Annotated in this window: 24 protein-coding genes; 14 read left to right on the top strand and 10 right to left on the bottom strand. The window is 59.7% G+C overall.

Going from position 1 to position 23,016, the window contains the following annotated elements; genetic code table 11:
* Window positions 1-133: 133 nt before the first annotated feature.
* Both AC1DM5_RS05800 and AC1DM5_RS05795 read right to left on the bottom strand, forming a co-directional pair.
* Complete coding sequence (locus AC1DM5_RS05800; protein WP_477820638.1) at window positions 134-751, bottom strand: DUF1236 domain-containing protein; 618 nt, start codon at window positions 749-751, stop codon at window positions 134-136.
* Between the two features lies 1 nt (window position 752).
* Window positions 753-1,031, bottom strand: a complete 279-nt coding sequence (locus AC1DM5_RS05795; protein WP_477820639.1) for a hypothetical protein — start codon at window positions 1,029-1,031, stop codon at window positions 753-755.
* Here AC1DM5_RS05795 and AC1DM5_RS05790 point away from each other — a divergent pair.
* On the top strand, window positions 1,030-1,674 hold the full coding sequence (locus tag AC1DM5_RS05790) for an MBL fold metallo-hydrolase (protein ID WP_477820640.1): 645 nt from the start codon (window positions 1,030-1,032) through the stop codon (window positions 1,672-1,674). The two genes, AC1DM5_RS05795 and AC1DM5_RS05790, sit on opposite strands and share 2 nt — an antisense overlap.
* A 2-nt stretch (window positions 1,675-1,676) precedes the next feature.
* Window positions 1,677-2,246: a DUF1349 domain-containing protein gene (locus tag AC1DM5_RS05785; protein WP_477820641.1), complete on the top strand. Its 570-nt coding sequence runs from the start codon at window positions 1,677-1,679 to the stop codon at window positions 2,244-2,246.
* Window positions 2,247-2,345: 99 nt separating this feature from the next.
* On the opposite strand, the gene AC1DM5_RS05780 is transcribed toward AC1DM5_RS05785, so the two are convergent.
* The 4 genes from AC1DM5_RS05780 to AC1DM5_RS05765 form a co-directional block, all read right to left on the bottom strand.
* Window positions 2,346-2,687: a tRNA-binding protein gene (locus AC1DM5_RS05780; RefSeq protein WP_477820642.1), complete on the bottom strand. Its 342-nt coding sequence runs from the start codon at window positions 2,685-2,687 to the stop codon at window positions 2,346-2,348.
* A gap of 13 nt (window positions 2,688-2,700) precedes the next feature.
* Window positions 2,701-3,528, bottom strand: a complete 828-nt coding sequence (gene proC / locus AC1DM5_RS05775) for a pyrroline-5-carboxylate reductase (protein ID WP_477820643.1) — start codon at window positions 3,526-3,528, stop codon at window positions 2,701-2,703.
* A gap of 3 nt (window positions 3,529-3,531) precedes the next feature.
* Window positions 3,532-4,032, bottom strand: a complete 501-nt coding sequence (locus tag AC1DM5_RS05770; protein WP_113323648.1) for a type III secretion system chaperone family protein — start codon at window positions 4,030-4,032, stop codon at window positions 3,532-3,534.
* A 401-nt stretch (window positions 4,033-4,433) separates the two neighbouring features.
* Window positions 4,434-4,694, bottom strand: coding sequence for an accessory factor UbiK family protein (locus AC1DM5_RS05765; RefSeq protein WP_113185736.1), 261 nt, complete (start codon window positions 4,692-4,694; stop codon window positions 4,434-4,436).
* Between the two features lie 192 nt (window positions 4,695-4,886).
* Here AC1DM5_RS05765 and lgt point away from each other — a divergent pair, with 192 nt between their 5' ends.
* The 6 genes from lgt to AC1DM5_RS05735 all read left to right on the top strand — a co-directional run bounded on the left by lgt (window position 4,887) and on the right by AC1DM5_RS05735 (window position 10,903).
* Window positions 4,887-5,738, top strand: coding sequence for a prolipoprotein diacylglyceryl transferase (gene lgt / locus AC1DM5_RS05760; protein WP_477820644.1), 852 nt, complete (start codon window positions 4,887-4,889; stop codon window positions 5,736-5,738).
* Between the two features lie 19 nt (window positions 5,739-5,757).
* Window positions 5,758-6,858: a class I SAM-dependent methyltransferase gene (locus AC1DM5_RS05755; RefSeq protein ID WP_477820645.1), complete on the top strand. Its 1,101-nt coding sequence runs from the start codon at window positions 5,758-5,760 to the stop codon at window positions 6,856-6,858.
* 107 nt (window positions 6,859-6,965) lie between these two features.
* Entirely contained in the window at window positions 6,966-7,760 is a 795-nt protein-coding gene (gene pgeF / locus AC1DM5_RS05750; RefSeq protein WP_477820646.1) for a peptidoglycan editing factor PgeF, read from the top strand.
* A gap of 5 nt (window positions 7,761-7,765) precedes the next feature.
* A complete protein-coding gene (locus AC1DM5_RS05745) occupies window positions 7,766-8,917 on the top strand; it encodes a M24 family metallopeptidase (RefSeq protein WP_477820647.1) in 1,152 nt (383 codons plus the stop codon).
* A gap of 102 nt (window positions 8,918-9,019) precedes the next feature.
* Window positions 9,020-9,865 carry a hypothetical protein gene (locus tag AC1DM5_RS05740; RefSeq protein WP_477820648.1) on the top strand — a complete coding sequence of 282 codons (846 nt, stop codon included), beginning with the start codon at window positions 9,020-9,022 and terminating at the stop codon, window positions 9,863-9,865.
* Window positions 9,866-9,970: 105 nt separating this feature from the next.
* Window positions 9,971-10,903 (top strand): ribose-phosphate pyrophosphokinase, encoded by a 933-nt coding sequence (locus AC1DM5_RS05735; RefSeq protein ID WP_007824382.1) that lies wholly within the window; start codon window positions 9,971-9,973, stop codon window positions 10,901-10,903.
* 322 nt (window positions 10,904-11,225) lie between these two features.
* Here AC1DM5_RS05735 and AC1DM5_RS05730 read toward each other — a convergent pair whose 3' ends face one another.
* Window positions 11,226-12,767: a hypothetical protein gene (locus AC1DM5_RS05730; RefSeq protein WP_477820649.1), complete on the bottom strand. Its 1,542-nt coding sequence runs from the start codon at window positions 12,765-12,767 to the stop codon at window positions 11,226-11,228.
* Window positions 12,768-12,935: 168 nt separating this feature from the next.
* Window positions 12,936-15,725, bottom strand: a complete 2,790-nt coding sequence (locus AC1DM5_RS05725; protein WP_477820650.1) for a bifunctional diguanylate cyclase/phosphodiesterase — start codon at window positions 15,723-15,725, stop codon at window positions 12,936-12,938.
* Window positions 15,726-16,122: 397 nt separating this feature from the next.
* On the opposite strand from AC1DM5_RS05725, the gene AC1DM5_RS05720 reads away from it, so the two are divergent.
* Entirely contained in the window at window positions 16,123-16,734 is a 612-nt protein-coding gene (locus AC1DM5_RS05720) for a 50S ribosomal protein L25/general stress protein Ctc (RefSeq protein ID WP_037100020.1), read from the top strand.
* 99 nt (window positions 16,735-16,833) lie between these two features.
* Here AC1DM5_RS05720 and AC1DM5_RS05715 read toward each other — a convergent pair whose 3' ends face one another.
* Window positions 16,834-17,049, bottom strand: coding sequence for a hypothetical protein (locus AC1DM5_RS05715; protein ID WP_477820659.1), 216 nt, complete (start codon window positions 17,047-17,049; stop codon window positions 16,834-16,836).
* On the opposite strand from AC1DM5_RS05715, the gene AC1DM5_RS05710 reads away from it, so the two are divergent.
* From AC1DM5_RS05710 to AC1DM5_RS05695, 4 genes are all read left to right on the top strand, one after another.
* Window positions 16,954-19,278, top strand: coding sequence for an EAL domain-containing protein (locus AC1DM5_RS05710; RefSeq protein ID WP_477974762.1), 2,325 nt, complete (start codon window positions 16,954-16,956; stop codon window positions 19,276-19,278). The genes AC1DM5_RS05715 and AC1DM5_RS05710 overlap by 96 nt on opposite strands.
* Window positions 19,279-19,304: 26 nt before the next feature.
* Window positions 19,305-20,027 carry a substrate-binding periplasmic protein gene (locus AC1DM5_RS05705; RefSeq protein ID WP_477820652.1) on the top strand — a complete coding sequence of 241 codons (723 nt, stop codon included), beginning with the start codon at window positions 19,305-19,307 and terminating at the stop codon, window positions 20,025-20,027.
* A gap of 94 nt (window positions 20,028-20,121) precedes the next feature.
* Window positions 20,122-20,838: an aminoacyl-tRNA hydrolase gene (pth, locus tag AC1DM5_RS05700; RefSeq protein ID WP_477820653.1), complete on the top strand. Its 717-nt coding sequence runs from the start codon at window positions 20,122-20,124 to the stop codon at window positions 20,836-20,838.
* A gap of 5 nt (window positions 20,839-20,843) precedes the next feature.
* Window positions 20,844-21,299, top strand: coding sequence for an N-acetyltransferase family protein (locus AC1DM5_RS05695; protein WP_477820654.1), 456 nt, complete (start codon window positions 20,844-20,846; stop codon window positions 21,297-21,299).
* A gap of 25 nt (window positions 21,300-21,324) precedes the next feature.
* On the opposite strand, the gene clpS is transcribed toward AC1DM5_RS05695, so the two are convergent.
* Window positions 21,325-21,636 (bottom strand): ATP-dependent Clp protease adapter ClpS, encoded by a 312-nt coding sequence (gene clpS, locus AC1DM5_RS05690; protein ID WP_037100028.1) that lies wholly within the window; start codon window positions 21,634-21,636, stop codon window positions 21,325-21,327.
* Between the two features lie 228 nt (window positions 21,637-21,864).
* Here clpS and ychF point away from each other — a divergent pair, with 228 nt between their 5' ends.
* A complete protein-coding gene (ychF, locus tag AC1DM5_RS05685) occupies window positions 21,865-22,968 on the top strand; it encodes a redox-regulated ATPase YchF (RefSeq protein ID WP_477819825.1) in 1,104 nt (367 codons plus the stop codon).
* The last annotated feature ends 48 nt before the right edge of the window (window positions 22,969-23,016 follow it).

Genomic DNA, 23,016 nt, shown 5'->3' with positions numbered 1-23,016 from the left:
TGACATGTTAGAATATTATCATATTTAGGAGGAGAAGTAGAGGATTCTGACAACCCATGCGAGAGCTCTGCGGATCCGTCAAGGAAAGGAGAAAGGCGGCAGCATGGCCGTCTTTCCCATGAGCTTATTGAGCTTATTGATAGACATACACGATGCGGCGCGTGCCCGGGTCCACCAGCACCGGCTGATCGTTGATGCGGACATAGCGATACTGGTAATCCGGAATCCTCTCGAATGTCACGTCGGCGGGCACTTCGGCACCGACGACCACATCACCGCCAAGCCTCACGGCCTGCCCCGGCGTGGTGTCGATATAGCTGCGGACTTCCTCCGGCGGCGTAATCGCCTCGACCGAGCCGACCGGACCGATCAGCTCATCACCAGGTGCAGGCATCGGTTCAGCCGGCACGACACTGGAGGTCGTCTCATAAGTCACCACAGGCACGCCGAGATCGTCGCGATGCTGCTCGACGATGACAGGCGAGCCGCCCTGATCGACCTGCAGATATTCGGCATAGACCCAGCCGCGCACGCCGTTTACATCGACCCGGCACCAGCGGCTGCCTTCGATGCAGCCGTCGAGCACGGCAGTCGAGCCGCGCGTGGCAAGGCCGACGGAGGGATATTGCGGGCCAGGCCCGGAGCGGATGTTCAGGTCGCTGATGGACGTCGCCACCATCTCCGCCTGAGCAAGGCCGGCACTCGCAGCCAGAAAGGCGCCGGCCAGCAAAAGGTTTCTCTTCAAGGTCATTCTAAGGTCTCCTTGTTGCGATGGGCTGAGAACGCACGGGTTGCGTGGTTGTTCCGCCGCGGCCGGCATGGCTGAAGAATGGCATAAAGAAGGCTGCAGCAAGCATCTGAAATCGCTTCAAAAATTCGCTTATCCGTAGCGCCGAACCGCCATCCGCAAGCCGATAAATTCCTGTTGCAGCCTGTCTTTCCGCGTGAGCCGGCCGAAAATTCCGGCTGCCTTCGGCCGCGTTTGCGCCTATAGAGACAGGCAATTGAAAGACGCGAAGCGAGGCATTCATGGGCATGCTCCAGGCCGGCATCATTCCGGTAACCCCCTTCCAGCAGAACTGCACCATTCTCTTCGACCCCGATACGAAGGAAGGCGTGGTTGTCGACCCCGGCGGCGACGTCTCTGTCATTTCGGGCGTGATCGAAGAGCAGGGCTTCAAGATCAAGGAAATCTGGCTCACCCACGGTCATCTGGACCACGCCGGCGGCGCCAAGGAGCTCAAGGAAAAGCTCGGGGTCGATATCGTCGGCCCGCATGAGGACGACCTGCCGCTCCTGCAGCGCATCGAAACCCAGGCCGCGAAATATGGCGTACAGGGCCTTCAGAACGTCACGCCCGACCGCTGGCTGAAGGATGGCGACAAGATCTCCTTCGGCTCTCATGAATTCGAAGTCTATCACACGCCGGGCCATGCGCCGGGTCACGTCATCTATTTCAACCGCGCCCAGAAATTTGCCCATCTGGGCGATGTACTCTTCAACGGCTCGATCGGTCGTACCGACCTGCCCGGTGGCAATCATCGCCAGCTTCTCGATTCCATCAGGGACAAGGTGCTGCCGCTCGGCGACGATGTCGGCTTTATCTGCGGCCACGGCCCGGGCAGCCGCATCGGTGACGAACGCCGTGAGAACCCCTTCCTGCGGGAGATCTGAACATGAAACATATGAGCTGGCTGAACCCGCCACCATTCTTCGAGCAACGTGACGGCGCGCTCCATGTCCGCTCCGGCGAAAAGACCGATTTCTGGCAGGGCACCTATTACGGCTTCCACCGCGACGACGGCCACTTCCTGCATGAAAGCCGCAAGGGTGACTTCACCGCCGAAGTCACCTTCTCCGGCAATTATGAAGCGCTCTACGATCAGGCCGGCCTGATGATCCGTGCTGATGAGAAGCACTGGGTGAAATGCGGGATCGAATATACCGATGGGGCCAGGCATTTCAGCACCGTGGTCACCAACGGCAATTCCGACTGGTCGGCCTTCCGCATCGGCCATGACTTTGATGCCATCTCGGTGCGCGCCACCCGCAACGGCGACGCCCTGTTCATTCAGTACAGCACGGACACCATGGACGAATGGCGCATGGCCCGCCTCGCCTGGTTCGATCCGGCTTTCGAGGACGCGCTGGTCGGGCCTGTCTTCTGTTCACCGCAACGCGCCGGCTTCGAAGCCGTCTTCCACGATTTCACATTGAGCGACCCGCTCTCGCGCGACATCCATTGAGCCTGCTTGCCGTGAAGTCAGCCGCACATGCGCTTCGCGCTTCGGCGAAGACCAGATCATTTATGCAATAGCAAAACGCAGCTGACCGGTCTGGCCGACCTACATCAGCTTCTGGCCATTCGGCACTGACCGCTCGACAGCCGCAAGGACGATATCGCCCTTCTCATCGGCAAAACCGAGTGTCAGCACTTCCGAGCGGAACGGACCAATCTGGCGCGGCGGAAAGTTGACGACGGCGAGCACCTGTCGCCCGACGAGCCGCTCCGGCGAATAATGAACCGTGATCTGCGCCGACGATTTCTTGACGCCGACCTCGGAGCCGAAATCGATCAGAAGCTTGATCGCCGGCTTTCGTGCTTCCGGAAAGGGATTTGCCTCGATGACAGTCCCGACACGGATATCCACACGCTCGAAATCGGCAAAAGTGATCTCTTCAGCCATATAACGGTCTTTCTCAGCCTGCGAGCTCTTCGGCGCGCTTGCGGGCCGCCGCGAGCGCCTCGTCGAACAGTGGCTGCATGCCATCTTCAGCCATCAATACGGAAAGTGCCGCCGCAGTCGTGCCGCCCGGCGAGGTGACGTTCTGGCGCAGGCGCGCAGCGTCGTCGGGGGACTGGTGCAGCAACTCACCAGCCCCCGCGACAGTTTCCCGCGCAAGACGCATGGCAAGGTCCGCCTGCAGGCCAAGTTTACGGCCTGCCTCTGCCATACACTCGACGAGATAAAACACATAAGCAGGCCCGCTGCCCGACAGTGCCGTCACGGAATCAATATCGGATTCGGAAGGCACCCACTCGACCGGACCGGATACACGAAGAAGAGCATTGACGCCGTCGCGCTGTTCAGCGCTGACACGCGCATTGGCATACGCGCCCGTCACACCGCGCCCGACCATGGCAGGCGTGTTCGGCATGGCGCGCACCATGGCCGCCTCGCCGAGATGCTTTTCGAGGAAGGCGAGCGTCTTGCCGGCAGCGACCGAAACCACCACCGTCTGAGGCCCGACGACACTTTTGACCGTCGGAAGCACGGCTTCCATCACCTGCGGTTTCACGGCAAGGAACAGGACCCCGGCCTTGAGACTGGCGGGAGCGGCCGTGACATGGGAGGCACCCGCATCGGCAATGGTTGCCAGCATCGCCGGCGGTGGGCCGGGATCGACCACGACCACGGCAGAACCCGGAACGCCGCTCTTCAGCCAGCCGGAGAGCATCGCTCCGCCCATATTGCCGGCACCGATGAGAACGACCGGATTGGCAGCGGAAAAGGCATTCGCAGGCATGTTTTACGCCTCACCGACGGTTTCAAAGAGGACCGCTTCCATCGCCTTGTTGGCTTCCATACCGGACCAGACGACGAACTGGAAAGCTTGAAAATAAGCTTCGCAGGTATCGAGCGCGCTGGAAAGCAGAACTTCCACCTGACGGTTGGTGGGCTCGGCACCGCCGGCAAGCAGCAGCGACTGGCGGAAGATGACGACATCTTCCTGGCGCCACAGGTCGAAATGACCCATCAGCACCTGGCCGTTGATCGCCGAGAGCAGCTTCACCACCTCGTTGACCCTGATTTCGGGAACCTTGATGTCGAAGGCGCAGCCAAGATGCAGCGCTTCGAATTCCTCCATCCACGAGAAGGAGACGTGATAGTCGGCCCAGCGCCCTTCGACCGTCATCGCGATCTCGTCTTCGCCGGAGCGTTCGAAGGCCCAGTCATTGTTTGAAGCCACGTACTCGATCATGTCGACCGGGTTCGACTGGCGTTCGACTTCCAATTCCATAAGGCTCATGCAGCACCTTCTTGACCGGAATGAATGCGGCCTAACTTCGTGAAAAACACAAAACGAGACACACGCAATACCGGAAACAACCACTGGGGATGATCGCTGAACCGCTGCCAGACTAACGCAGTGAACCTGCCCGGAGCTTACCAATTCGCTTCGAATCATCATTTAAAATCAGTGTATAATGCCCCTCGCACCCTGCCAGCCCCCTTCACGGAAATTTGGCCGGACCTGCTGTGGAAAGCACTTATGGAATCAAATTCAGCGGGGGAGGTAAAAGACTCTGCCCATTGGCTTTTTTGGCAGTGTCCACAGGTGAAAAATCACACCCGATTTTTTTATCCAGGATGCGGCATGTAACATATGGGCCACGCCGCACCTTATACAGCATCTTCTTTAAGCTGATATCACTTGCCCTTTGCGGCGAGCTTGGCTTCGAGCGCAGCGATGCGGGCTGCGAGCGCCTCGTTTTCGTCACGGGCCTTGATCGCCATTTCACGCACGGCTTCGAATTCCTCGCGCTTGACGACATCCATGCTGTTCAGCCAGCGCTCGGCATGAGCGTTGAAGGCGGTCTCGACCTCCTTGCGCACACCCTGCGCGGCACCTGCCGCATCGGTCATCAGCTTGGCGAATTCATCCATGATGCGGTTCGTTCCGGTCGTCATGGCGTATTTCTCCCTTCGCACGACGTGAATGTCAGGCCTTGCGGCCACTGAAATGGAGGTAGGGCTTCGCCGTTAAGGATGCAAGCGCTTTGCACGGGATAAGCCCTTGCGCACGGGGCCGTGACGAACAATGCACTTGACCGCCAAAGATCGCAGCGCCATGTTCCGCGCATCTCAACGGGTGGGAAAACCTTGCCGATAGCTGCTGATCTTCTTGCTATAATGCCTTTCCCTAATATCGACCCGATCGCTTTTTCGATCGGCCCGCTGGCGATTCATTGGTATGGCCTGGCCTATGTCGCCGGCATCCTGCTCGGCTGGGCCTATGCCCGCCGCATTGCTGCAAACGATACACTCTGGCCGAACAATACCTCGCCCATAACAAGGGCCCAGCTCGACGACTTCATCGTCTGGGCAGCCCTAGGCATCGTTCTCGGCGGCCGCATCGGCTACATTTTCTTCTACGATCTCGGCGCCATCATCGAAAATCCGATCCGCGCCGTGCAGATCTGGAACGGCGGCATGTCCTTTCATGGCGGCCTGACCGGCACGACGATCGCCATGATACTCTTTGCCCGCCGCAACCGCATCCCGATCTGGAGCCTCTTCGATATCGTTGCGACGGTCGTGCCCTGTGGCCTGTTCTTCGGCCGTATCGCCAATTTCATCAACGGCGAGCTCTGGGGCCGGCTGACGGATGTGCCTTGGGCAGTCGTGTTTCCGACTGGCGGCCCCTTCGCCCGCCATCCGAGCCAGCTCTATGAAGCCGGCCTCGAGGGCATCGTCCTGCTGCTCGTTCTTGCCGCCCTCGTCTACGGCGCCAAGGCCCTGAAGAGCCCCGGGCTCATCACCGGTGTCTTCGTCTGCGGCTACGCGCTCTCGCGCATCTTCGTGGAATTCTTCCGCGAGCCGGATGCGCAGCTCGGCTATCTGCTCGGCACAAACTGGCTGACGATGGGCATAGTCCTGTCCCTCCCGATGATCCTGCTCGGCATTTGGGCGATCTTCCGCGCCCGCCGCCAGGCTGCTGCCCTGCAGCACTGAAGCTCCCGGAACGACCGCCATGACCACCGCATTAAGCGAAAAGATCAAGACGATCATCCAGGCAAACGGGCCGCTCAGCGTCACCGACTATTTTTCGCTCTGCCTTGCCGATCCCGAACACGGCTATTACCGCACCCGCGAGCCCTTCGGCCGTTCGGGCGATTTCGTCACAGCACCTGAGGTCAGCCAGCTCTTCGGCGAAATGATCGGCGTCTTCGTCGTCCACGCCTGGCAGCGCCACGCAACGCCTGCCGGCGTCCGCCTCGTCGAAATCGGCCCCGGCCGCGGTACGATGATGGCGGACATGCTGCGCGTGATATCGCGCATCGCCCCGCCGCTCTTCGACAACATGACGATCCATCTCGTCGAAACCAGCGAACGCCTGCGCGATGTCCAGAGCCAGACGCTGGAGGCCTATGAAGGCAAGATCAGCTGGCATGGCGGGTTTGATGAAGTGCCCCCCGGCTTCACGCTGATCGTCGCCAACGAACTCTTCGACGCGATCCCGATCCGCCAGTTCATCCGCACCTCGACCGGCTTTCGTGAACGCATGGTCGGCCTCGACGCCGATGGCGAACTGATGTTTGCGGCCGGCGTCGCCGGCCTCGATCCAACGCTGCTGCCGGAACCCGCGCAAAACGTGCCGGTCGGCACCCTGTTCGAGATTTCGCCTGCCCGCCAGGCGGTCATGAGCGCCATCTGCGAAAGGCTGCGGATCTTCAGTGGCACGGCGCTTGCGATCGACTACGGACATCTCGTCACCGGTTTCGGCGATACGCTGCAGGCCGTGCGAATGCACGAATTCGATCCGCCGCTTGCCCATCCCGGCGAAGCGGATCTGACCAGCCATGTCGATTTCCAGCAGCTTGCCGAAACGGCAGCGTCTGCCGGCGTCCACATTAACGGCGCACTGCACCAGGGCGACTTCCTGACCGGCCTCGGCATCCTCGAACGCGCTGCAGCCCTCGGCCGCGACCGCGAGCCGAACACGCAGCAGATCATCCAGAGCGCGGTCGAGCGACTCGCCGGTGCAGGAGAAGGTCGCATGGGCGAACTCTTCAAGGTGCTCGCCGTCTCCTATCCGGCGATCGACCTGATGCCGTTCCGTCCGGTGGATTGACAGCCAGCCTTACGCTCGCCAACATCCGCCGCAAAATGACAACGCTTCGCCGGACGATGTCCGGCCAGGATGACGTCGATCCCTCTCCAAAAGTTCCGGAATATCAGATGACAGACGCGGCCTCTCCCGCACCGATCGAAAGCGCGCTGCTGAACGAAGCGGCCGGCGGCGCGATCCGCCACGGCTATTTCACCCGCGCAGGCGGCGTTTCGCAGGGCATCTATCGCGGCCTCAATGTCGGCCTTGGCTCGCATGACGAACGCGAAAATGTGCAGGAGAACCGCAGACGCGTCGCCGCCTGGTTCGACCTGCCGGTAGAGCGACTGGCAACCGTCCATCAGGTCCATTCGCCTGACGTCGTCACCATCGGGCCCAACTATGATGGTGTGCGGCCGCCGGCGGACGCGATGGTGACTGCGACACCGGGTATCGCGCTTGGTGTGCTCGCCGCCGATTGCGGCCCAATCCTCTTCACCGACCCCGAAAACCGCGTCATCGGTGCCGCCCACGCCGGCTGGAAGGGCGCGCTGACAGGTGTGCTTGAAAACACCATCGATGCCATGGAAGCCCTTGGTGCCGACAGGGCCAATATCGTTGCCTGCCTCGGCCCCTCGATCAGCCAGGCAAGTTATGAGGTCGGTCCGGAATTCATCGAGCGCTTCCTTGCTTATGATCCGGCCTATGAGCGTTACTTCATCCCTTCCCCGTCAGCGGGTCACGCCATGTTCGACCTGCCAGGCCTGACCGTCGAGCGGCTGAAAAACGCGGGCGTGCGCGCCGAAAGCCTCGGTCTCTGCACTTATCCCGATAGCGAGCGCTTTTTTTCCTATCGGCGGACCACACATAAAAAGGAGCCGGATTACGGCCGCCAGATTTCGGCGATCAGCATCAGGGAGATGTAAGCAGCATGGCACTTCATTTCGAACGGGCTGAATTCGCAAGCCGGCTTGCCCGCCTGACGGACAAGATGAAGGAAGAAAAGCTCGACGCCCTGCTGCTCTTTGCGCAGGAAAGCATGTACTGGCTGACCGGCTACGACACGTTCGGCTACTGCTTCTTCCAGACGTTGGTCGTCAAGGCTGACAGCACAATGACGCTCCTCACCCGCTCGGCCGACCTGCGTCAGGCCCGGCACACCTCGGTCATCGAGGACATTCATGTCTGGGTCGACCGCGTCAATGCCGATCCGACGATGGACCTCAAGAACCTGCTCGTTGAAATGGACCTGCTCGGCGCCCGCATCGGCGTCGAATACGACACGCATGGTATGACTGGCCGCGTCGCCCGACTGCTCGACGCGCAGCTGACGACCTTCGGCCAGATCAGTGACGCTTCCTACCTCGTCAGCCACCTGCGCCTCATCAAGAGCCCGACCGAGGTTGCCTATGTCGAGCATGCCGCCGTGCTGGCAGACGATGCGCTGGACGCAGCGATCCGCCTGGCCAAGCCCGGTGCCGATGAGGCCGATATCCTCGCCGCCATGCAGGGCGCGGTCTTCTCCGGCGGCGGCGACTATCCGGCCAACGAATTCATCATCGGCTCCGGCGCCGACGCCCTGCTCTGCCGCTACAAGGCCGGCCGCCGCAAGCTCGACGCCAATGACCAGCTGACTCTCGAATGGGCCGGTGTTTACGCGCATTATCATGCCGCCATGATGCGCACGATCGTCATCGGCGAGCCGACGCACCGCCACCGAGAACTCTACAATGCCTGCCTCGAAACGATCCAGGCGATCGAGACCGTGCTGAAGCCTGGCCATACTTTCGGCGATGTCTTCGACATGCATGCCAGGATCATGGACGAGCGCGGCCTTGCCCGCCATCGCCTGAATGCTTGCGGCTACTCGCTCGGCGCCCGCTTCTCACCGTCCTGGATGGAGCACCAGATGTTCCATGCAGGCAATCCGCAGCCGATTGAGCCGAGCATGTCGCTCTTCGTGCACATGATCATTGCCGATTCCGACACCGGCACGGCCATGACCCTCGGACAGACCTATCTGACGACAGGTGAAGCCCCGCGTGCACTTTCGCGCCATCCGCTGGATTTCATCGGGGTCTAACCTCCGCAATCACCGGCAAGAATCCGGAATTGACAGACAGGTCCCCCCACCCCCATAAATTCGCACGGGGCTGATGCGATTGTGGGAAGGACGAACCGAGGGATGACGCGAGTTGCGACTGCGCCCACGCTCCTGATCTGTCTTGCCTTGCTTTCTGCTTGCAACACGACCGATGCGTTGACGCTCACGCCGCCGATGGAAATCGGCGGCTCTTCGATGAGTCAGCGCTCATCCACACCGGTGACGCAGAGCGAAGCCGAGCGTATGGCCGGAGCGCCGCAACGGACCTTCCCGGCGGCACCCCGCCGGAACGGCTATACGCCAGCCTACAGCGAGCAGACCTATCCGACCCAGCCGAACTACCAAGCGCAGGCCTACCGGCCCGGCACCGGCGTTCCGCCGACGACCATGCAAGCCCAGGCCGATGCGCTTTCCCGTGACGGCTCTTCGACCGCTGCCTCCGGACCGATCGAAGGCCAATCACTAGCGCCACCATCCGCCGCCACCGAGCAACCGGCACCGCAGCAGCCGACGCAGACAGCGGCGCTTGACCCTTCGGTTTCGTCATCGACCTCGGTACGCGGCAATACGGTGCGCTTCCTGCCCATCATCGGTGCGCCCGTACAGGCCGTCACCCCGCTGTCCCGCCAGCTTGGCGCGGAGGCCCGCGCTCATGGCCTCGCCATCAAGAGCTCCAACGACACCAGCAGCGACTATATTCTGAAGGGTTACCTCTCCGCTTTCAGCGACGAGGGCAAGGTCACCGTGGTCTATGTCTGGGACGTGCTTGACAATGCCGGCGCCCGCCTGCACCGCATTCAGGGACAGGAAAGCGTGCCGACGGCGGCGACCGATCCCTGGGCCGGCGTGCCCGCCTCCGTGATGCAGCAGATCGCCTCAAAGACGATCACCGAGTTCACATCCTGGCGGCAAAGCCAGGGCGGTTAGTCACAAGCTTTTTATAAATATAAAAGTATGTGACGCCTTAGCCCTTGCATTCACCGGGAAGCTGGCTAAAAAGCGCGGCTATCAGCGCATAACAGGCGGACCAAGATGAAGGTTTTCGCAGGCAATTCGAACCGGCAACTCGCCGAAGCGATCTGCAACTATCTCAATGTTCCCTTAGGGAAAGCCAGTGTCCGAAGGTTTGCCGATCAGGAAATCTTCGTGGAGATCCAGGAAAATGTGCGCGGTGAGGACGTTTTCCTCGTTCAGCCGACCGCCTTTCCCGCCAACGACCACCTGATGGAACTGCTGATCATGATCGACGCCATGCGTCGTTCGTCAGCCCGCCGCATCACTGCCGTTCTCCCCTATTTCGGGTATGCCCGTCAGGACCGCCGAGCCTCCGGCCGCACGCCGATCTCCGCCAAGCTGGTCGCAAACCTCATCACCGAAGCTGGCGCCGACCGCGTCATGACGCTCGATCTCCATGCCGGGCAGATCCAGGGCTTCTTCGATATACCCACAGACAATCTCTTCGCTCTTCCCGTGCTAACGCGCGACATCAAGAGCCACTATGACCTCAGCAACGTCATGGTCGTCTCGCCTGACGTCGGCGGCGTGGTGCGCGCCCGCGCGCTCGCCAARCGGCTGGACTGTCTTCTGGCCATCGTCGACAAGCGTCGCGATCGGCCGGGTGAATCCGAAGTCATGAACATCATTGGCGACATTACCGGCAAGGACTGCCTGCTGATCGACGACATCGTCGATTCCGGCGGCACGCTCTGCAACGCGGCCGATGCGATGCTCGCCAAGGGCGCATCCAGCGTCACCGCCTATATCACCCACGGCGTCCTCTCCGGCGGCGCGGTCACCCGCGTGACCTCCTCGAAGCTGCGCGAACTCGTCATCACGGACTCGATCCAGCCGACCACGGCCGTGCTTTCGGCCCACAATATCCGCGTCGTGACGACAGCACCGCTGATCGGCGAAGCCATCAGCCGTACGGCCCAGGAAGAGTCCGTCTCCAGCCTCTTCGACTAAAAGAGCCGGCATTCGACCGGCTCTTTTGATCTTCGAACTGCAGTTCCCTGACATTTACCGCTGATCCGTGCTGTGTGGTTCTCTCAGAGATTGACCATTAACGGTCACTGTGTCCTCCGCGCACCATTGCCGTCAGAGCTGTCGGTGTCAGCAAAGCCTTTGGCCATCATCATCCCAAAGCCGACCTGGCAGAGATCAGGTCCTTTCTTGTGAGCTCCTGAACGGCAGCAATCGATTTGCCGACCAATATGCCTGTGACATCAGACGCAAAAAAGCCGGCACGAGGCCGGCTCCTTTCGTTTCAGGCTGCAGTTCAGAGCACTTATTGCGGCTGACCTTGCTCCGGTTCCTGCCCCTGCTCCTGGTCTGGCTCCAGCCCCTGATCTTGATCCTGATCCGGTTCCTCGGCATCCGGCCCCTTGATCTGCTGGCCGTTGATCGCCACGGAACCGTCGCCGGCGACGCTGATATCCCAGCGCGAGCGGCCATCCGGGTCCGTCTTGGCAAAGCCCTTGGCCATCATCACGCCGAAGGAGACCTGCTGGAGGTTCGGATCGCTCTTGGCAAGCTCCTGGATGGCAGCGATCGACTTGTCGAGATCGCGCGCCAAAATCGAAGCTTGGAGCGAATAATCCTTCTGCGTATCGACGCGGCCCTGCAGCTTGCCGGTGACGTCGATATCGTAGACATCCGAGACCGCTGTGAACTTCGGCAGGTCGACGACGACGACGCCGTCGTGGAAGAGCTTTTCAGCAGCCAGCTTGCCGCTTTCTTCCGAATTGTTGCCCGACGAGAAATCGATCTTCATGAACTCGTCGCCGAAAGCGGCGAAATCCATGTCCGGCACAGCGATCTGCATATCGATGCTCTTCGGCAGGAAGGCGTGGTAGCTCGCCGGCACGACCGGGCTGTCGAGCGTGACCTCCTGGGCATTCATGCCGAAGGCAAATCGGACCGCATCGCTCGGTCCGTCGACCGAGAAATTATAGCCGAAGGCCTTGGCGCCGCCACTTCCGGCGACGGTGCCGAGCGTCAGATTATTTACCGTGATCGTTTCGTTGGCCGAGGAGAATAGCGGAAAGGATGCCTTGAGGACGGACTTCAGCTTTTCGCCGTCTTCCTTGCTGAGCTCCTTCTCATCCACATGGTCAAGGACAAAGAAGACGATATCGCGAATTTCCTTCGCCGGGAGGCTGGCCACATCGGCATTGAAGTCGATCGAATCCGCCTTGATGGTGACCGGCGGCGTCTGCGCGCTGGTAACCGTCTCCGACAGCGCGGTAAACGCGCCGTTCGCCTTGAAGTCCAGTCGGCCATTGCCGCTGGCGCTGTCAGTCGAATCGAGCCTGTAATTCATGCCGGCAAAGCTCGCATCGACCTGGTCGGCATCGGACTTCGACGTGAGGTGGATATCGCTGGCCTTGAAATCGCCGGAACGCAGATAAGCGATCGCCGGATCGAAGACGCCGTTATAGACCATCGAGGCAATGGAATAGGTGAAGTCAGTGCTCTTGTCGTCCGGCCCCTTGACGTTGCCGGAGATGTTGAAGCTGTTGTTGCCTTCGAGATTCCAGAGCCCGCTGTCGAGCGGTGTAGCGAAGACCGACCAGGGCGTCAGCCCGTTCACCACGTACTTGGTCGTATCCACTTTCGAAAGCAGCTTGGCGAGATCGTAGATAACCTCATAGCGGGTACCCGCCGGGTTGACAGTCACGAAACCGCTCTTTGCGAAATCCTTGGGCAGGAAGCCCGTCAGGCTGTCGCGAAGCTTGTTCGCTCCGTCCTGATTGATCTCAGCCCCTTGCGCTGCCCCGAACAGCGATAGGGCAACAAGGCTTGTTGTCGTGACAAGTTTGAGACGCATTCACACTCTCCTCAGCCGCTTTGAATGCGGCCATAGGAAGATCGGATATCTTCCGGTGTCAACCCGCCACGTTTGGACAAATGTTATTTTGCGATCACGGCTGAGAGCGAACGTATGCTGCCGGGCACTGCCGCACGCGAAGGCCCTCGATCCTGATCTCGCCCTGCGTCAGGCCGCAGTGTTGAACGTGACCGATTGTTGTTCCATTCGCGCCGGGCGACCGAAATAGTAGCCTTGGGCTTCGTCGCAGCCTTCGGATGTCAATAGTTCGAGCTGGCTCAGCGTTTCGACTCCTTCAGCAAGCACGGGGATCGACAGGCCGCGTCCCAGCGCCAGGATGGAGCGAATGACCGCCTTTGCTTCCTGACTGGTCTCGACTTCGTTCATGAAGCTGCGATCGAGCTTGATCTTGTCGAAGGGGAACGAGCGAAGGGTCTCGAGCGACGAATAGCCTGTTCCGAAATCGTCGATCGCGATCGCAACGCCCTGCTGCTTGAGCGCGCGCATTGCAAGCAGCGCCTTGCTTTTGTCGACGATGATCGATGACTCGGTTATTTCAAGTTCGAGCCGCGATGCTGGCAGGCCCGTTTCCTGGAGGACGGAGCGAACCAGCTCGGCGATGTTTGCATGGGCGATCTGGATGGGCGAAATATTGACGGCGATCTTGATGTCGTCCTTCCAACTGACCGCTTCCCTGCATGCCTCGCGAAGGACCCATTCTCCGATCGGCATGATCGCACCGCATTCCTCGGCAATCGGAATGAAATCGACGGGCGGGATATTTCCGCGCTCAGGATGGTTCCATCTGAGCAGCACTTCGTAGCCAGTCGTCTTGCCGGTCGCCACCGACTTCTGCACCTGATAGTGAAGGTACATCTGGTCGCGCTCGATCGCGACCCAGAGGTCACGCGCCAGCCTTCTCCTGTCGCGCGACACTTCATCCATGGACTCCTCATAGAAGCAGACATTGCGCCCGACCTCGTGTTTTGCGCGATACATGGCCAGATCTGCGTTTGCGAGAAGCGTTTCGGCGTTTTCGCCGGCCTCGGGGTAAAGTGCGACACCAACGCTTGCGCCGGGGACGATGTGATGCCCCTCGAAATCCATCTTCTCCATGAGCGTGGCTTCCAGCCGCGCAACGAAGTCGTCCAGCTCTGCCCTGTCATTGAAGCGCTTCACAGCCGCGAACTCATCGCCGCCAAGCCTGGCGACGAGCTCCTCGTCACGCAGGATCCCGTTCAACCGTGCGGCCAATGTGCTCAACACGAAATCGCCTGCGACATGGCCCATCTGGTCATTGATTTCTTTGAATTTATCCAGATCGATGCCGATCACCGCAACCTTGGTCGACAGCCTTTTGGCAATTGTAAGCTGATGCGAGAGATAGTCATTGAAGGTGGGACGGTTCGGAAGACCGGTCAAAGCATCGTGCTTGGCCATGAACGCGATTTTCTCTTCGCGCGCCAGCCGTTCGGTAATGTCTTCGAATGTCGTAACCCAGCCACCATCCGCGAGAACATTAAACGTCGCAAGAATTGACCGGCCGCTCGTCGTCTGATGCACCAGGGTCTTCTGGCCGGAGCGCATGGTCGCCATATGCCTGCGATAGTGATCGGTCGCCCTCGAATCCGCAGCATCACTATCGCCAAAAACGATCTGATAGCCGCTGCGAACGATCTCGGAATAGGCAAGACCTGGGCGAATGAAATTCGCAGGGAATCCGAAGAGCTGGCTATACCTGGCGTTTGCGAGGATCAGCCGCTCATTGTGGTCAAACATCGAGATACCCTGGCTCATGTTCTCCAGTGCCAGATCGAGGTTCCTCGATACTTCTTTGATGCGGTCCCCGTCGATCTTAGCCTGCGTGATATCACGGGTAATCTTCGCGTATCCGATGAGATGATGGCCATCGTCATACACGGGTTGGATGACGACATGTGCCCAGAACGAGGATCCGTCCTTGCGAAAACGCAGCCCCTCTGCCTCAAACCTGCCATTGGCGAGAGCGGATTCGAGAGCTCGCTGCGGAAGGCCATTCCGCTGATCCTCTGCGGAGTAGAACCGGGCGAAGTTCTGGCCGACGATATCAGCGGCGCTGTAGCCCTTCGCGCGTTCCGCCCCGGCATTCCAGTTCGTCACGACGCCTGAAGGATCGAGCATGTAGATTGCGTAATCCGTCACGCCCTGCAGGAGCAGCTCAAACCTAGTCTCGCTTGCACTCGCCTGCTTGGCGGCGCGAAACGCAATGATCGATGCCGAAATGCCCGAGGCGAGCATTGAGATCGATACGACGAGAATGGTCACCAGAAGGAACGGTTTCGAAAGCGCCTGCGGCTCGATCGCGTTTGCGCCCCCTTCGATAATCGTCAGCGCGCCCATCGCGGTGAAATGCATCAAAACGATGCCGAGCGACAGCGTAGACGCCGCAGCGAGAATGCTCCAGTTCGAACCCTTCCAGTTCTTTGTGAGCGTAAATCCCCAAGTCGCCATGGCAGCCGATATGATCAGCGCAGCGATAACGAGATGTCGATCCCAGACGATGGTCCCAGGAACCTGCAGACCGGCCATGCCGACGAAATGCATGGCTGCGACGCCGACGCCAAAGACAAGGCCTGCAGCAATATTGGCCTGAGAACCCGGAAGCGACACCGCGGCAAGGCCTGCCACAAAGGTAGAGGCAAAGGCCGCGCCGAGCGAAATAAGCGTCAGATCGCGATCATAACCGACAACGATGCCCGGATCATAGGCGAGCATAGCGACGAAATGCGTCGACCAAATGCCGAAGCCGCCGGCCGCCCCCGCCACGGAAAGCCAGATCCAGCGCGGCACGCCGTTTGACCTGCCAGCGCTTCTCAGGAACAGGATCGTTCCGAAATTGGACACAAGGCATAATACGGCAGCCAGAAGAACCAGCGTCAGGTCGTGTTGGTATGTCAGGCAGTATACGATCGCAAACATGAGAAAACCCATTCTTTTCAAGCTCGACATCGGTCTTGCCGCGTTAAAGAAGGGATAATCCGGCGCCTTCACAGGTAAAGTGGAACCTTCTGTTCGACTTTGTGATTAACGCCCGAACAACGAAGGCTTATCAGCGGTTTTTGGAATTACTTGCAAAACACCAGGGATTGCATTTCGCGATCTTTCGAGTGTACAGCGGATACGGCCAACGGCATCGCTCTTCTCGACAGAGCCTGTCACCGCTTGCGTTTGCGTGACACTTATATTATAGGCCACGCGTCCGCGTAGACACCCTTGGAGGCAACGCGGATGAGGATGGGCTTGCCCACCTCCGGTCCGACGGCACAAGGCTTCGCAGCCGCCGCGGGCTCTCCAAATAACCTCGAAAGGACTAGCCATGAGCCACGAAACTTACGAGCTCAAGGCCGAGGCGCGCGAACGGGTTGGTAAGGGGTCCGCCCGTGAACTCCGCCGCAACGGCTTTATTCCCGCTGTCATCTATGGTGACAAGCAGGCCCCAGTTTCTATCGCTATCAACACCAATGAGGTGACGAAGCGCATTCATGCCGGTGGCTTCATGACCACCGTTGCGACCATCGACGTCGACGGCAAGAAGTACAAGGTTCTGCCGAAGGACTACCAGCTCGATCCGGTCCGCGACTTCACGATGCACGTCGATTTCCTGCGCGTATCTGGCAACACCCAGGTTACCGTTGAAATCCCGGTTCACTTCGTCAACGAAGACAAGTCCCCGGGCCTCAAGGTCGGCGGCGTTCTGAACATCGTTCGTCACGAAGTCGAAGTTCACTGCCCGGCTGACGCCATCCCGGAATTCTTCACGGTTGACCTTTCCGGTCACAAGATCGGCGACAGCATTCATATTTCGGAAGTCACCCTGCCGAAGGGTGTAACGCCCGTCATCGCAGATCGCGACTTCACCATCGCGACGATCATTGCTCCGGCTGGCGGCATCGACGAAGCTGCTGCCGAAGGCGAAGCACAAGCCTGATCGCTTCTACCAATTTGTAAAGCATAAGGCCCGTTTTCCGTGAGGAAGGCGGGCTTTTTCATTATCGAAAAAAGCCCATTTCAGCAACATTTAACACATTCATGGAAGCATGCTCCGGCTGGTTGCGAAGTCCCCGCCCTGCTGCGCAACCGCAGAATATTCCGACCCCGTGGAGCAAACGGAACCATGAATAATTCCGTTGAGAACAGATTTTTTGCGATTGTTTGCGGCGCGCTGCTTGTTTTTGTAGCTCCCCTCTTTGTTCTTTTTCTTTTCCTTTCCTCTGAACGCGCCGATAAGGAAATACGCGACCATATTTCCGTTCTTCTTGTGGCGAATGCTCAGGCGCTCGCCAAGCCGCTTTGGGATCTCGATGCCGATAGCGTGACCCAGATCAGCGCGACGGTCGTTTCGCAGGGCGCCATCGTCAAGGTGGAGGTCCGCGACCAGTCCGGCGAGCTCGATGTCAGCCAGTCGACCATTCCAAGGTCCTTCGATGGCAAGCTGGTTCAGGTTTCCCGCGCCATCATCTACAACACCGTCGATGGACCGAAGAACCTCGGCAGCATTTCCGTCTTCTATCCGGCACTCGGACTGTTTTCCGGCCTGAAGCAGGAAGAGGTCGTCTTCATCTCAATCTTCATTTTCGCGGTGCTAGCCGTTTTCGCGACCGCGCTCATCGGCAACCGCATCTTCGTCATCCAGCCTCTGATGCGCCTGACGGCTGCGATCGAGGCGACACGCCAGCTCGGCTCCCGCCACCATGTCGACTGGCAGTCGAACGACGAAATGGGCCGCCTCGCCCAGAGCTTCAACGAAATGCAGACGAAGCTTGAAAACGAGGAAACCGAGCTGAAGCTCGCGCATCGCCGCGCCACCGACATCTACAACCTAACGCCCGCCATGCTCTTCTCCCTCGACGAGGAAGACCGCATCACCGCCGTCAGCGACTACTGGCTGCTTGCGACCGGTTATCACCGCGCCGCCGTCATCGGCCGGAGCTTCTCCGATCTCGTTACCTCCTTCACCCGCGACAAGTTCATCAAGCGCAAGAGCCAGCGTGAGAACGGCACAGGTGACGTCACCGTCAAGTTCATCTGCATGGACGGCCGCATCATGGACGTCCTCATCATGGAATCGGCACTCACGACCCATGGACAGGAAGGTCAGTCGCTCTCCGTCATGACCGATGTGACGGAGCTGAAGGCCTCCGAAGACCGCAACCATCGCCAGGCGATATCAGACCATCTGACCGGCCTATTGAACCGCCAGGGCTTCGAAGCCGTGCTCGACAGCAAGATCGCAGCCGCCGATGCCGCCGATCAGGAACTCGCCTGCCTCTTCGTCGACCTCGACCGCTTCAAGTGGATCAACGACAATATGGGCCACGCAGCAGGTGATGCTGCCCTCATTGAACTCGTGGAACGGCTGAAGACGCTGCTTGCCCCCTCCGATGAAGCTGCCCGTCTAGGCGGCGATGAATTCGCCATCCTGCTGCCGGCCAAGAATGCCGAAAAGCGTGCCCGCGCCATGTGCGACCAGATCGCTTCGATCTTCGAGACACCCTTCGGCCCGGACATGCATCTCAGCGCCTCTGTCGGTATCGCTATCTATCCTCGCCACGCCGCGACCGCTGCCGAACTGCTGCAGAAATCCGACATGGCCATGTACGCCAAGAAGCGCGACGGCAAGAACGGCGCACAGATCTTCGATAGCGGCATGCTCGATCATGCCCGCCGCCGCGCCGAGATCGAAGCCCATATCGAAGCCGGCCTCGCCGACGACTGGTTCGAGGCCTATCTCCAGCCGATCGTCAACCTGAACGGCCGCGGTATCGCCGGCTTCGAGGCGTTGATGCGCCTCAATCACCCCCAGAAGGGTCTCATGCCGCCGGCCGAGATCGTCAGCGTGGCCGAAGAGACTGCCAAGATCGTCCGCGTCGGCAATGTCATCATGGAAAAGGCGATCGCCAATCTGGCGAAGATTTCTCGCCTGCCCGGCATGCAGGACAGCTATCTCGCGATCAATTTCTCGCCGTTGCAGTTCGAGCCGGCGCTTGCCGCCCGCCTTGCCGCCATCCTCGGCCGCCATGGCATCCTGCCGGATCGTATCGTCGTCGAGATCACGGAGGCTGTGCTGATGCACGACAACCCGCAGATCCGTATGATCGTGACGGAACTGCGCCGCTTCGGCTGCCGCATCGCGCTTGACGATTTCGGTACCGGCTACTCGTCGCTGAGCTATCTCAATCGCTTCCCGGTCGACATCATCAAGATCGACCAGTCCTTCACGCGCGCCATCAATGATGCTGACGATGACGTGCGCCAGAAGAGCCGCATGTTGATCGAAGGCATCACCACGCTGTCGCACAAGATGAACTGCACCGTCATCGCCGAAGGCATCGAGACGGAGGAGGAATGCAGTACGCTGCACCAGATGGGCCTTGATTATGGTCAGGGCTATCTGTTCCACCGTCCGCAGAATGCCGCCAAGCTGATCGAGGAACTAAGCAGCTCGCTGCCGAACGTGGCGCGTGCTTCATGAACTGACGAGATACGGGAGGTATCGCGATGAAAAAGCTGCTGCTTCTTGCACTTTTGACCCTGCCCTGTTTTGCCGCATCCGCCTCGGCCGAGACGGTATCCTTCGTGACCGAGGAATACGCCCCCTTCAACTACCGCGACGGAAAAGTCATCAAGGGCGCGACCGTCGAGCAGGTCGAGAAGATCATGGCCGATATCGGCGTCGAGTATACGATCGAGATAATGCCCTGGGCCCGCGCCTTCAGTCTCGCGCGCGCGACACCGATGACCTGCGTATTCGCGACCGCCCACAATGCCGCCCGTGACAGCCTGTTCAAATGGGTCGAGCCGCTTCTTGTAGACCGCAACATCCTGATCACCCGCCAGGGTTCGGGCGTCTCTGCCACCAATCTCGAAGAGGCGAAGAAATATGTGATCGGCACGCAGCGCGACGATTACACCGAAGTGACGCTGAAGGAGAAGGGCTTTACCAAGCTCGACGTCGCCAGCGATTTCAACGCAACGCTGCGAAAGCTGCTTGGCGGGCGCATCGACATGATGCCGATCTCCGAACTCTATTTCGACAAGCTGAAGGCCGACCAGCCGCTGGAAATGGTGACGGTGCTGTCCTCCCAGCCGATGGGTATTGCCTGCGAGAAGAACTTCCCGGACGATCTTCTGGGCCGCATGCGGGCCTCGCTGGACAAGCTGATCGCCAGCGGTGAACAGAAGCAGATCTTCCTGAAATATGGTCTGCATCTGCTGAAATGATCGGCCGCCTGCCGTTCACGCCCGCCTTTGCCACTTGACTTTGCCGCCATTTCGCGGTGGTGAACGCCAACAGCTCTTGCAAGGAAGACAGGCCATGCTGATCATTGCGGGTCTCGGCAATCCCGGCGCGAAATATGCCGGCAACCGGCACAATATTGGCTTCATGGCGGTGGATGCCATCTACCGCCGCCACAGCTTTTCGCCCTGGTCGAAGAAGTTCAAGGCTGAGATTTCCGAAGGCGAGCTGGCGGGTGAGAAGGTGCTGCTGATCAAGCCGCAGACCTTCATGAATCTGTCGGGCGAAGCAGTCGGCGAAGCCATGCGCTTTTACAAGCTGCAGCCTTCCGATCTCGTGGCGATCTATGACGAGCTCGATCTGCCAGCCGGCAAAGCGCGGCTGAAGACCGGCGGCGGCCATGGAGGCCACAACGGCATCAAGTCGCTCGATGCGCATTGCGGCAAGGAATACCGCCGCCTGCGCCTTGGCATCGGCCATCCCGGCGTCAAGGAACTGGTGCATAACCATGTGCTCGGCGATTTCGCCAAGGTTGACAGCGACTGGCTGGAGCCACTGCTCGACACGCTCGCCGACAATGCCGAGATGCTGGTCCGCAAAGAGGATTCCCAGCTCATGAACAAGATCGCGCTGGCGCTGGGCGGTAAGGCGGAAGAGGAAAAGCCGAAACAGGAGAAGAAGCCGGCGGGAAAGTCCCATATCCATCAGGCCCGCAATCAGAGCCAGCAGAAGCTTCCTGCAACCGGTCCCATGGCCGAGATGCTGAAGAAGATGTTCGGCAACAAGGGCGACTGAACGCTATGGCTGGCGGGGATTTCATCATCCGACCTGCGGTCGTCGGCGATCTGCAGAACCTGATCACCCTTTACCAGCACCTCAGCCCGACCGATCCGGTCCTCGCGCCTGATGTGGCAATGGAACGTTTCTCCGCCATTCTGGCGCAGCCCGGCATGACGGTCCTCATCGGCGTTGCCGGCGAGATTGCCGCTGCGACCGTCACGCTGATCATCGTGCCCAACCTGACGCGCAATGGCGCCTCCTATGCACTGATAGAAAACGTCGTCACCCACGGCGATCACCGCAAGCAAGGTTATGCCGGCAAAGTCATCCGGCATGCGATTGCGCAAGCCTGGAATGCCGGCTGCTACAAGGTCATGCTACTGACCGGATCGAAAAATCCGGCGACGTTGCGTTTCTATGAAAATTGCGGCTTCATGCAGGACAAGACCGGCTACCAGATCCGCCGGCCGTCTTGAGACGCCTGTCCTATTTCTCAGACCCCTATTCCTCAGGCTCCGTGGTGAACATCAGCGGAAAGTCCATCTCCTTGGCAAGGTCGATAGCCTCCTTGGCCTTTGTCTCCGCTATGTCCTTGGTGCAGACAACGACCACGCACGAGCCGAGCTTGTGCGCCGTCATCATCACGCGGTAGCCGGTATCCTCGCTCATGCGGAAGACGATCTTCAGCACCATGATGACGAACTCGCGCGGCGTATAATCGTCATTGACGAGAATGACTTTGTAAAGCTTCGGCTTGTCCAGCTTGAGCTTCGTTCTGGTCTTGGGTTTCAAGGCAATATCGTTGTCAACCATCGGAAATCCGCCCGTTGATGACATGGGAAGGGGGTTTGACCTAACTAAACTATTTCGATTGCAGAATTTCGACACTTGGTGTCGGCAAAAATCCCGCCGCAATAAGAATAAGGCCACTAGACCCTGTCGGCAAGGGAGCCGCGAGAAAAGCTCTCTAAGACTTGACCGCTCCCCTCCTTTATCCCATAGGCACGGCCAAGGACTTCCAGAGAACAGCAGGTTTCAGCCATGGGCTTCAAATGCGGTATCGTCGGCCTGCCGAATGTCGGCAAATCGACCCTCTTCAATGCACTCACCAAGACGGCAGCTGCGCAGGCGGCAAACTATCCCTTCTGCACGATCGAACCGAACACCGGCGAAGTGGCCGTTCCCGACGTGCGCATGAAGAAGCTTGCCGACATCGCCAAGTCGAAGGAAATCATCCCGACCCGCATCAACTTCGTCGATATTGCCGGCCTCGTGCGCGGCGCATCGAAGGGTGAAGGTCTCGGCAACCAGTTCCTCGCCAATATCCGCGAAGTCGATGCCATCGTACATGTGCTGCGCTGCTTCGAAGACGGCGACATCACCCACGTGGAAGGCCGCATCGACCCGGTTGCCGACGCCGACACGATCGAGACCGAGCTGATGCTCGCCGACCTCGACAGCCTCGAGCGCCGCACGGAGCAGACGCGCAAGCGCGCCACCGGCAAGGACAAGGATTCCATGGCGATGCTGCCGATCATGGAAGCCTCACTGGCGCTGCTGCAGGACGGCAAGCCAGTCCGCACGCTGCTTTCGAAGCTCGATGCCGAAGAGACCAACATCCTGAAGGGCCTCAACCTTCTGACATCGCACCCGGTTCTCTATGTCTGCAACGTCGCAGAAGGCGATGCCTCGACCGGCAACAAATATACCGAGGCCGTCGCTGCGATGGCGAAGGCTCAGGGTGCCGAAACCGTCACCATCTCGGCGGCGATCGAATCCGAAGTCGCCCAGCTTCCGGACGAAGAGGCCAAGGAATTCCTCTCGGCCCTCGGCCTTGACGAAGCGGGCCTCGACCGCCTGATCCGCGCCGGTTACAAGCTGCTCCATCTCATCACCTATTTCACGGTCGGCCCAAAGGAAACACGTGCCTGGACGATCGAGCGCGGCACTAAGGCGCCGCAGGCGGCCGGCGTCATCCACTCGGATTTCGAACGCGGCTTCATCCGCGCCAACACCATCGCCTATGACGACTATATCCAATTCGGCGGCGAAGTCGGCGCCAAGGAAGCTGGCAAGGCACGCGACGAAGGCAAGGAATATGTCGTCCAGGACGGCGACGTCATCCACTTCCGCTTCAACACCTGATTGACCAAAGCATGTCGCGCAAAGCCGTGCAGCGGTTTGCGATAACGA

This window comes from Rhizobium sp. 01T437 (genome assembly GCF_056398505.1).
This window is presented reverse-complemented; position numbering and strand designations above follow the sequence as displayed.

Coding starts and splice junctions, on each gene's coding strand:
- AC1DM5_RS05800 (WP_477820638.1), bottom strand. CDS start 751: ATGACCTTGAAGAGAAACCTTTTGCTGGCCGGCGCCTTTCTGGCTGCG.
- AC1DM5_RS05790 (WP_477820640.1), top strand. CDS start 1,030: ATGGGCATGCTCCAGGCCGGCATCATTCCGGTAACCCCCTTCCAGCAG.
- AC1DM5_RS05795 (WP_477820639.1), bottom strand. CDS start 1,031: ATGAATGCCTCGCTTCGCGTCTTTCAATTGCCTGTCTCTATAGGCGCA.
- AC1DM5_RS05785 (WP_477820641.1), top strand. CDS start 1,677: ATGAAACATATGAGCTGGCTGAACCCGCCACCATTCTTCGAGCAACGT.
- AC1DM5_RS05780 (WP_477820642.1), bottom strand. CDS start 2,687: ATGGCTGAAGAGATCACTTTTGCCGATTTCGAGCGTGTGGATATCCGT.
- proC (WP_477820643.1), bottom strand. CDS start 3,528: ATGCCTGCGAATGCCTTTTCCGCTGCCAATCCGGTCGTTCTCATCGGT.
- AC1DM5_RS05770 (WP_113323648.1), bottom strand. CDS start 4,032: ATGAGCCTTATGGAATTGGAAGTCGAACGCCAGTCGAACCCGGTCGAC.
- AC1DM5_RS05765 (WP_113185736.1), bottom strand. CDS start 4,694: ATGACGACCGGAACGAACCGCATCATGGATGAATTCGCCAAGCTGATG.
- AC1DM5_RS05755 (WP_477820645.1), top strand. CDS start 5,758: ATGACCACCGCATTAAGCGAAAAGATCAAGACGATCATCCAGGCAAAC.
- pgeF (WP_477820646.1), top strand. CDS start 6,966: ATGACAGACGCGGCCTCTCCCGCACCGATCGAAAGCGCGCTGCTGAAC.
- AC1DM5_RS05745 (WP_477820647.1), top strand. CDS start 7,766: ATGGCACTTCATTTCGAACGGGCTGAATTCGCAAGCCGGCTTGCCCGC.
- AC1DM5_RS05740 (WP_477820648.1), top strand. CDS start 9,020: ATGACGCGAGTTGCGACTGCGCCCACGCTCCTGATCTGTCTTGCCTTG.
- AC1DM5_RS05730 (WP_477820649.1), bottom strand. CDS start 12,767: ATGCGTCTCAAACTTGTCACGACAACAAGCCTTGTTGCCCTATCGCTG.
- AC1DM5_RS05725 (WP_477820650.1), bottom strand. CDS start 15,725: ATGTTTGCGATCGTATACTGCCTGACATACCAACACGACCTGACGCTG.
- AC1DM5_RS05720 (WP_037100020.1), top strand. CDS start 16,123: ATGAGCCACGAAACTTACGAGCTCAAGGCCGAGGCGCGCGAACGGGTT.
- AC1DM5_RS05715 (WP_477820659.1), bottom strand. CDS start 17,049: ATGGTCGCGTATTTCCTTATCGGCGCGTTCAGAGGAAAGGAAAAGAAA.
- AC1DM5_RS05705 (WP_477820652.1), top strand. CDS start 19,305: ATGAAAAAGCTGCTGCTTCTTGCACTTTTGACCCTGCCCTGTTTTGCC.
- pth (WP_477820653.1), top strand. CDS start 20,122: ATGCTGATCATTGCGGGTCTCGGCAATCCCGGCGCGAAATATGCCGGC.
- AC1DM5_RS05695 (WP_477820654.1), top strand. CDS start 20,844: ATGGCTGGCGGGGATTTCATCATCCGACCTGCGGTCGTCGGCGATCTG.
- clpS (WP_037100028.1), bottom strand. CDS start 21,636: ATGGTTGACAACGATATTGCCTTGAAACCCAAGACCAGAACGAAGCTC.
- ychF (WP_477819825.1), top strand. CDS start 21,865: ATGGGCTTCAAATGCGGTATCGTCGGCCTGCCGAATGTCGGCAAATCG.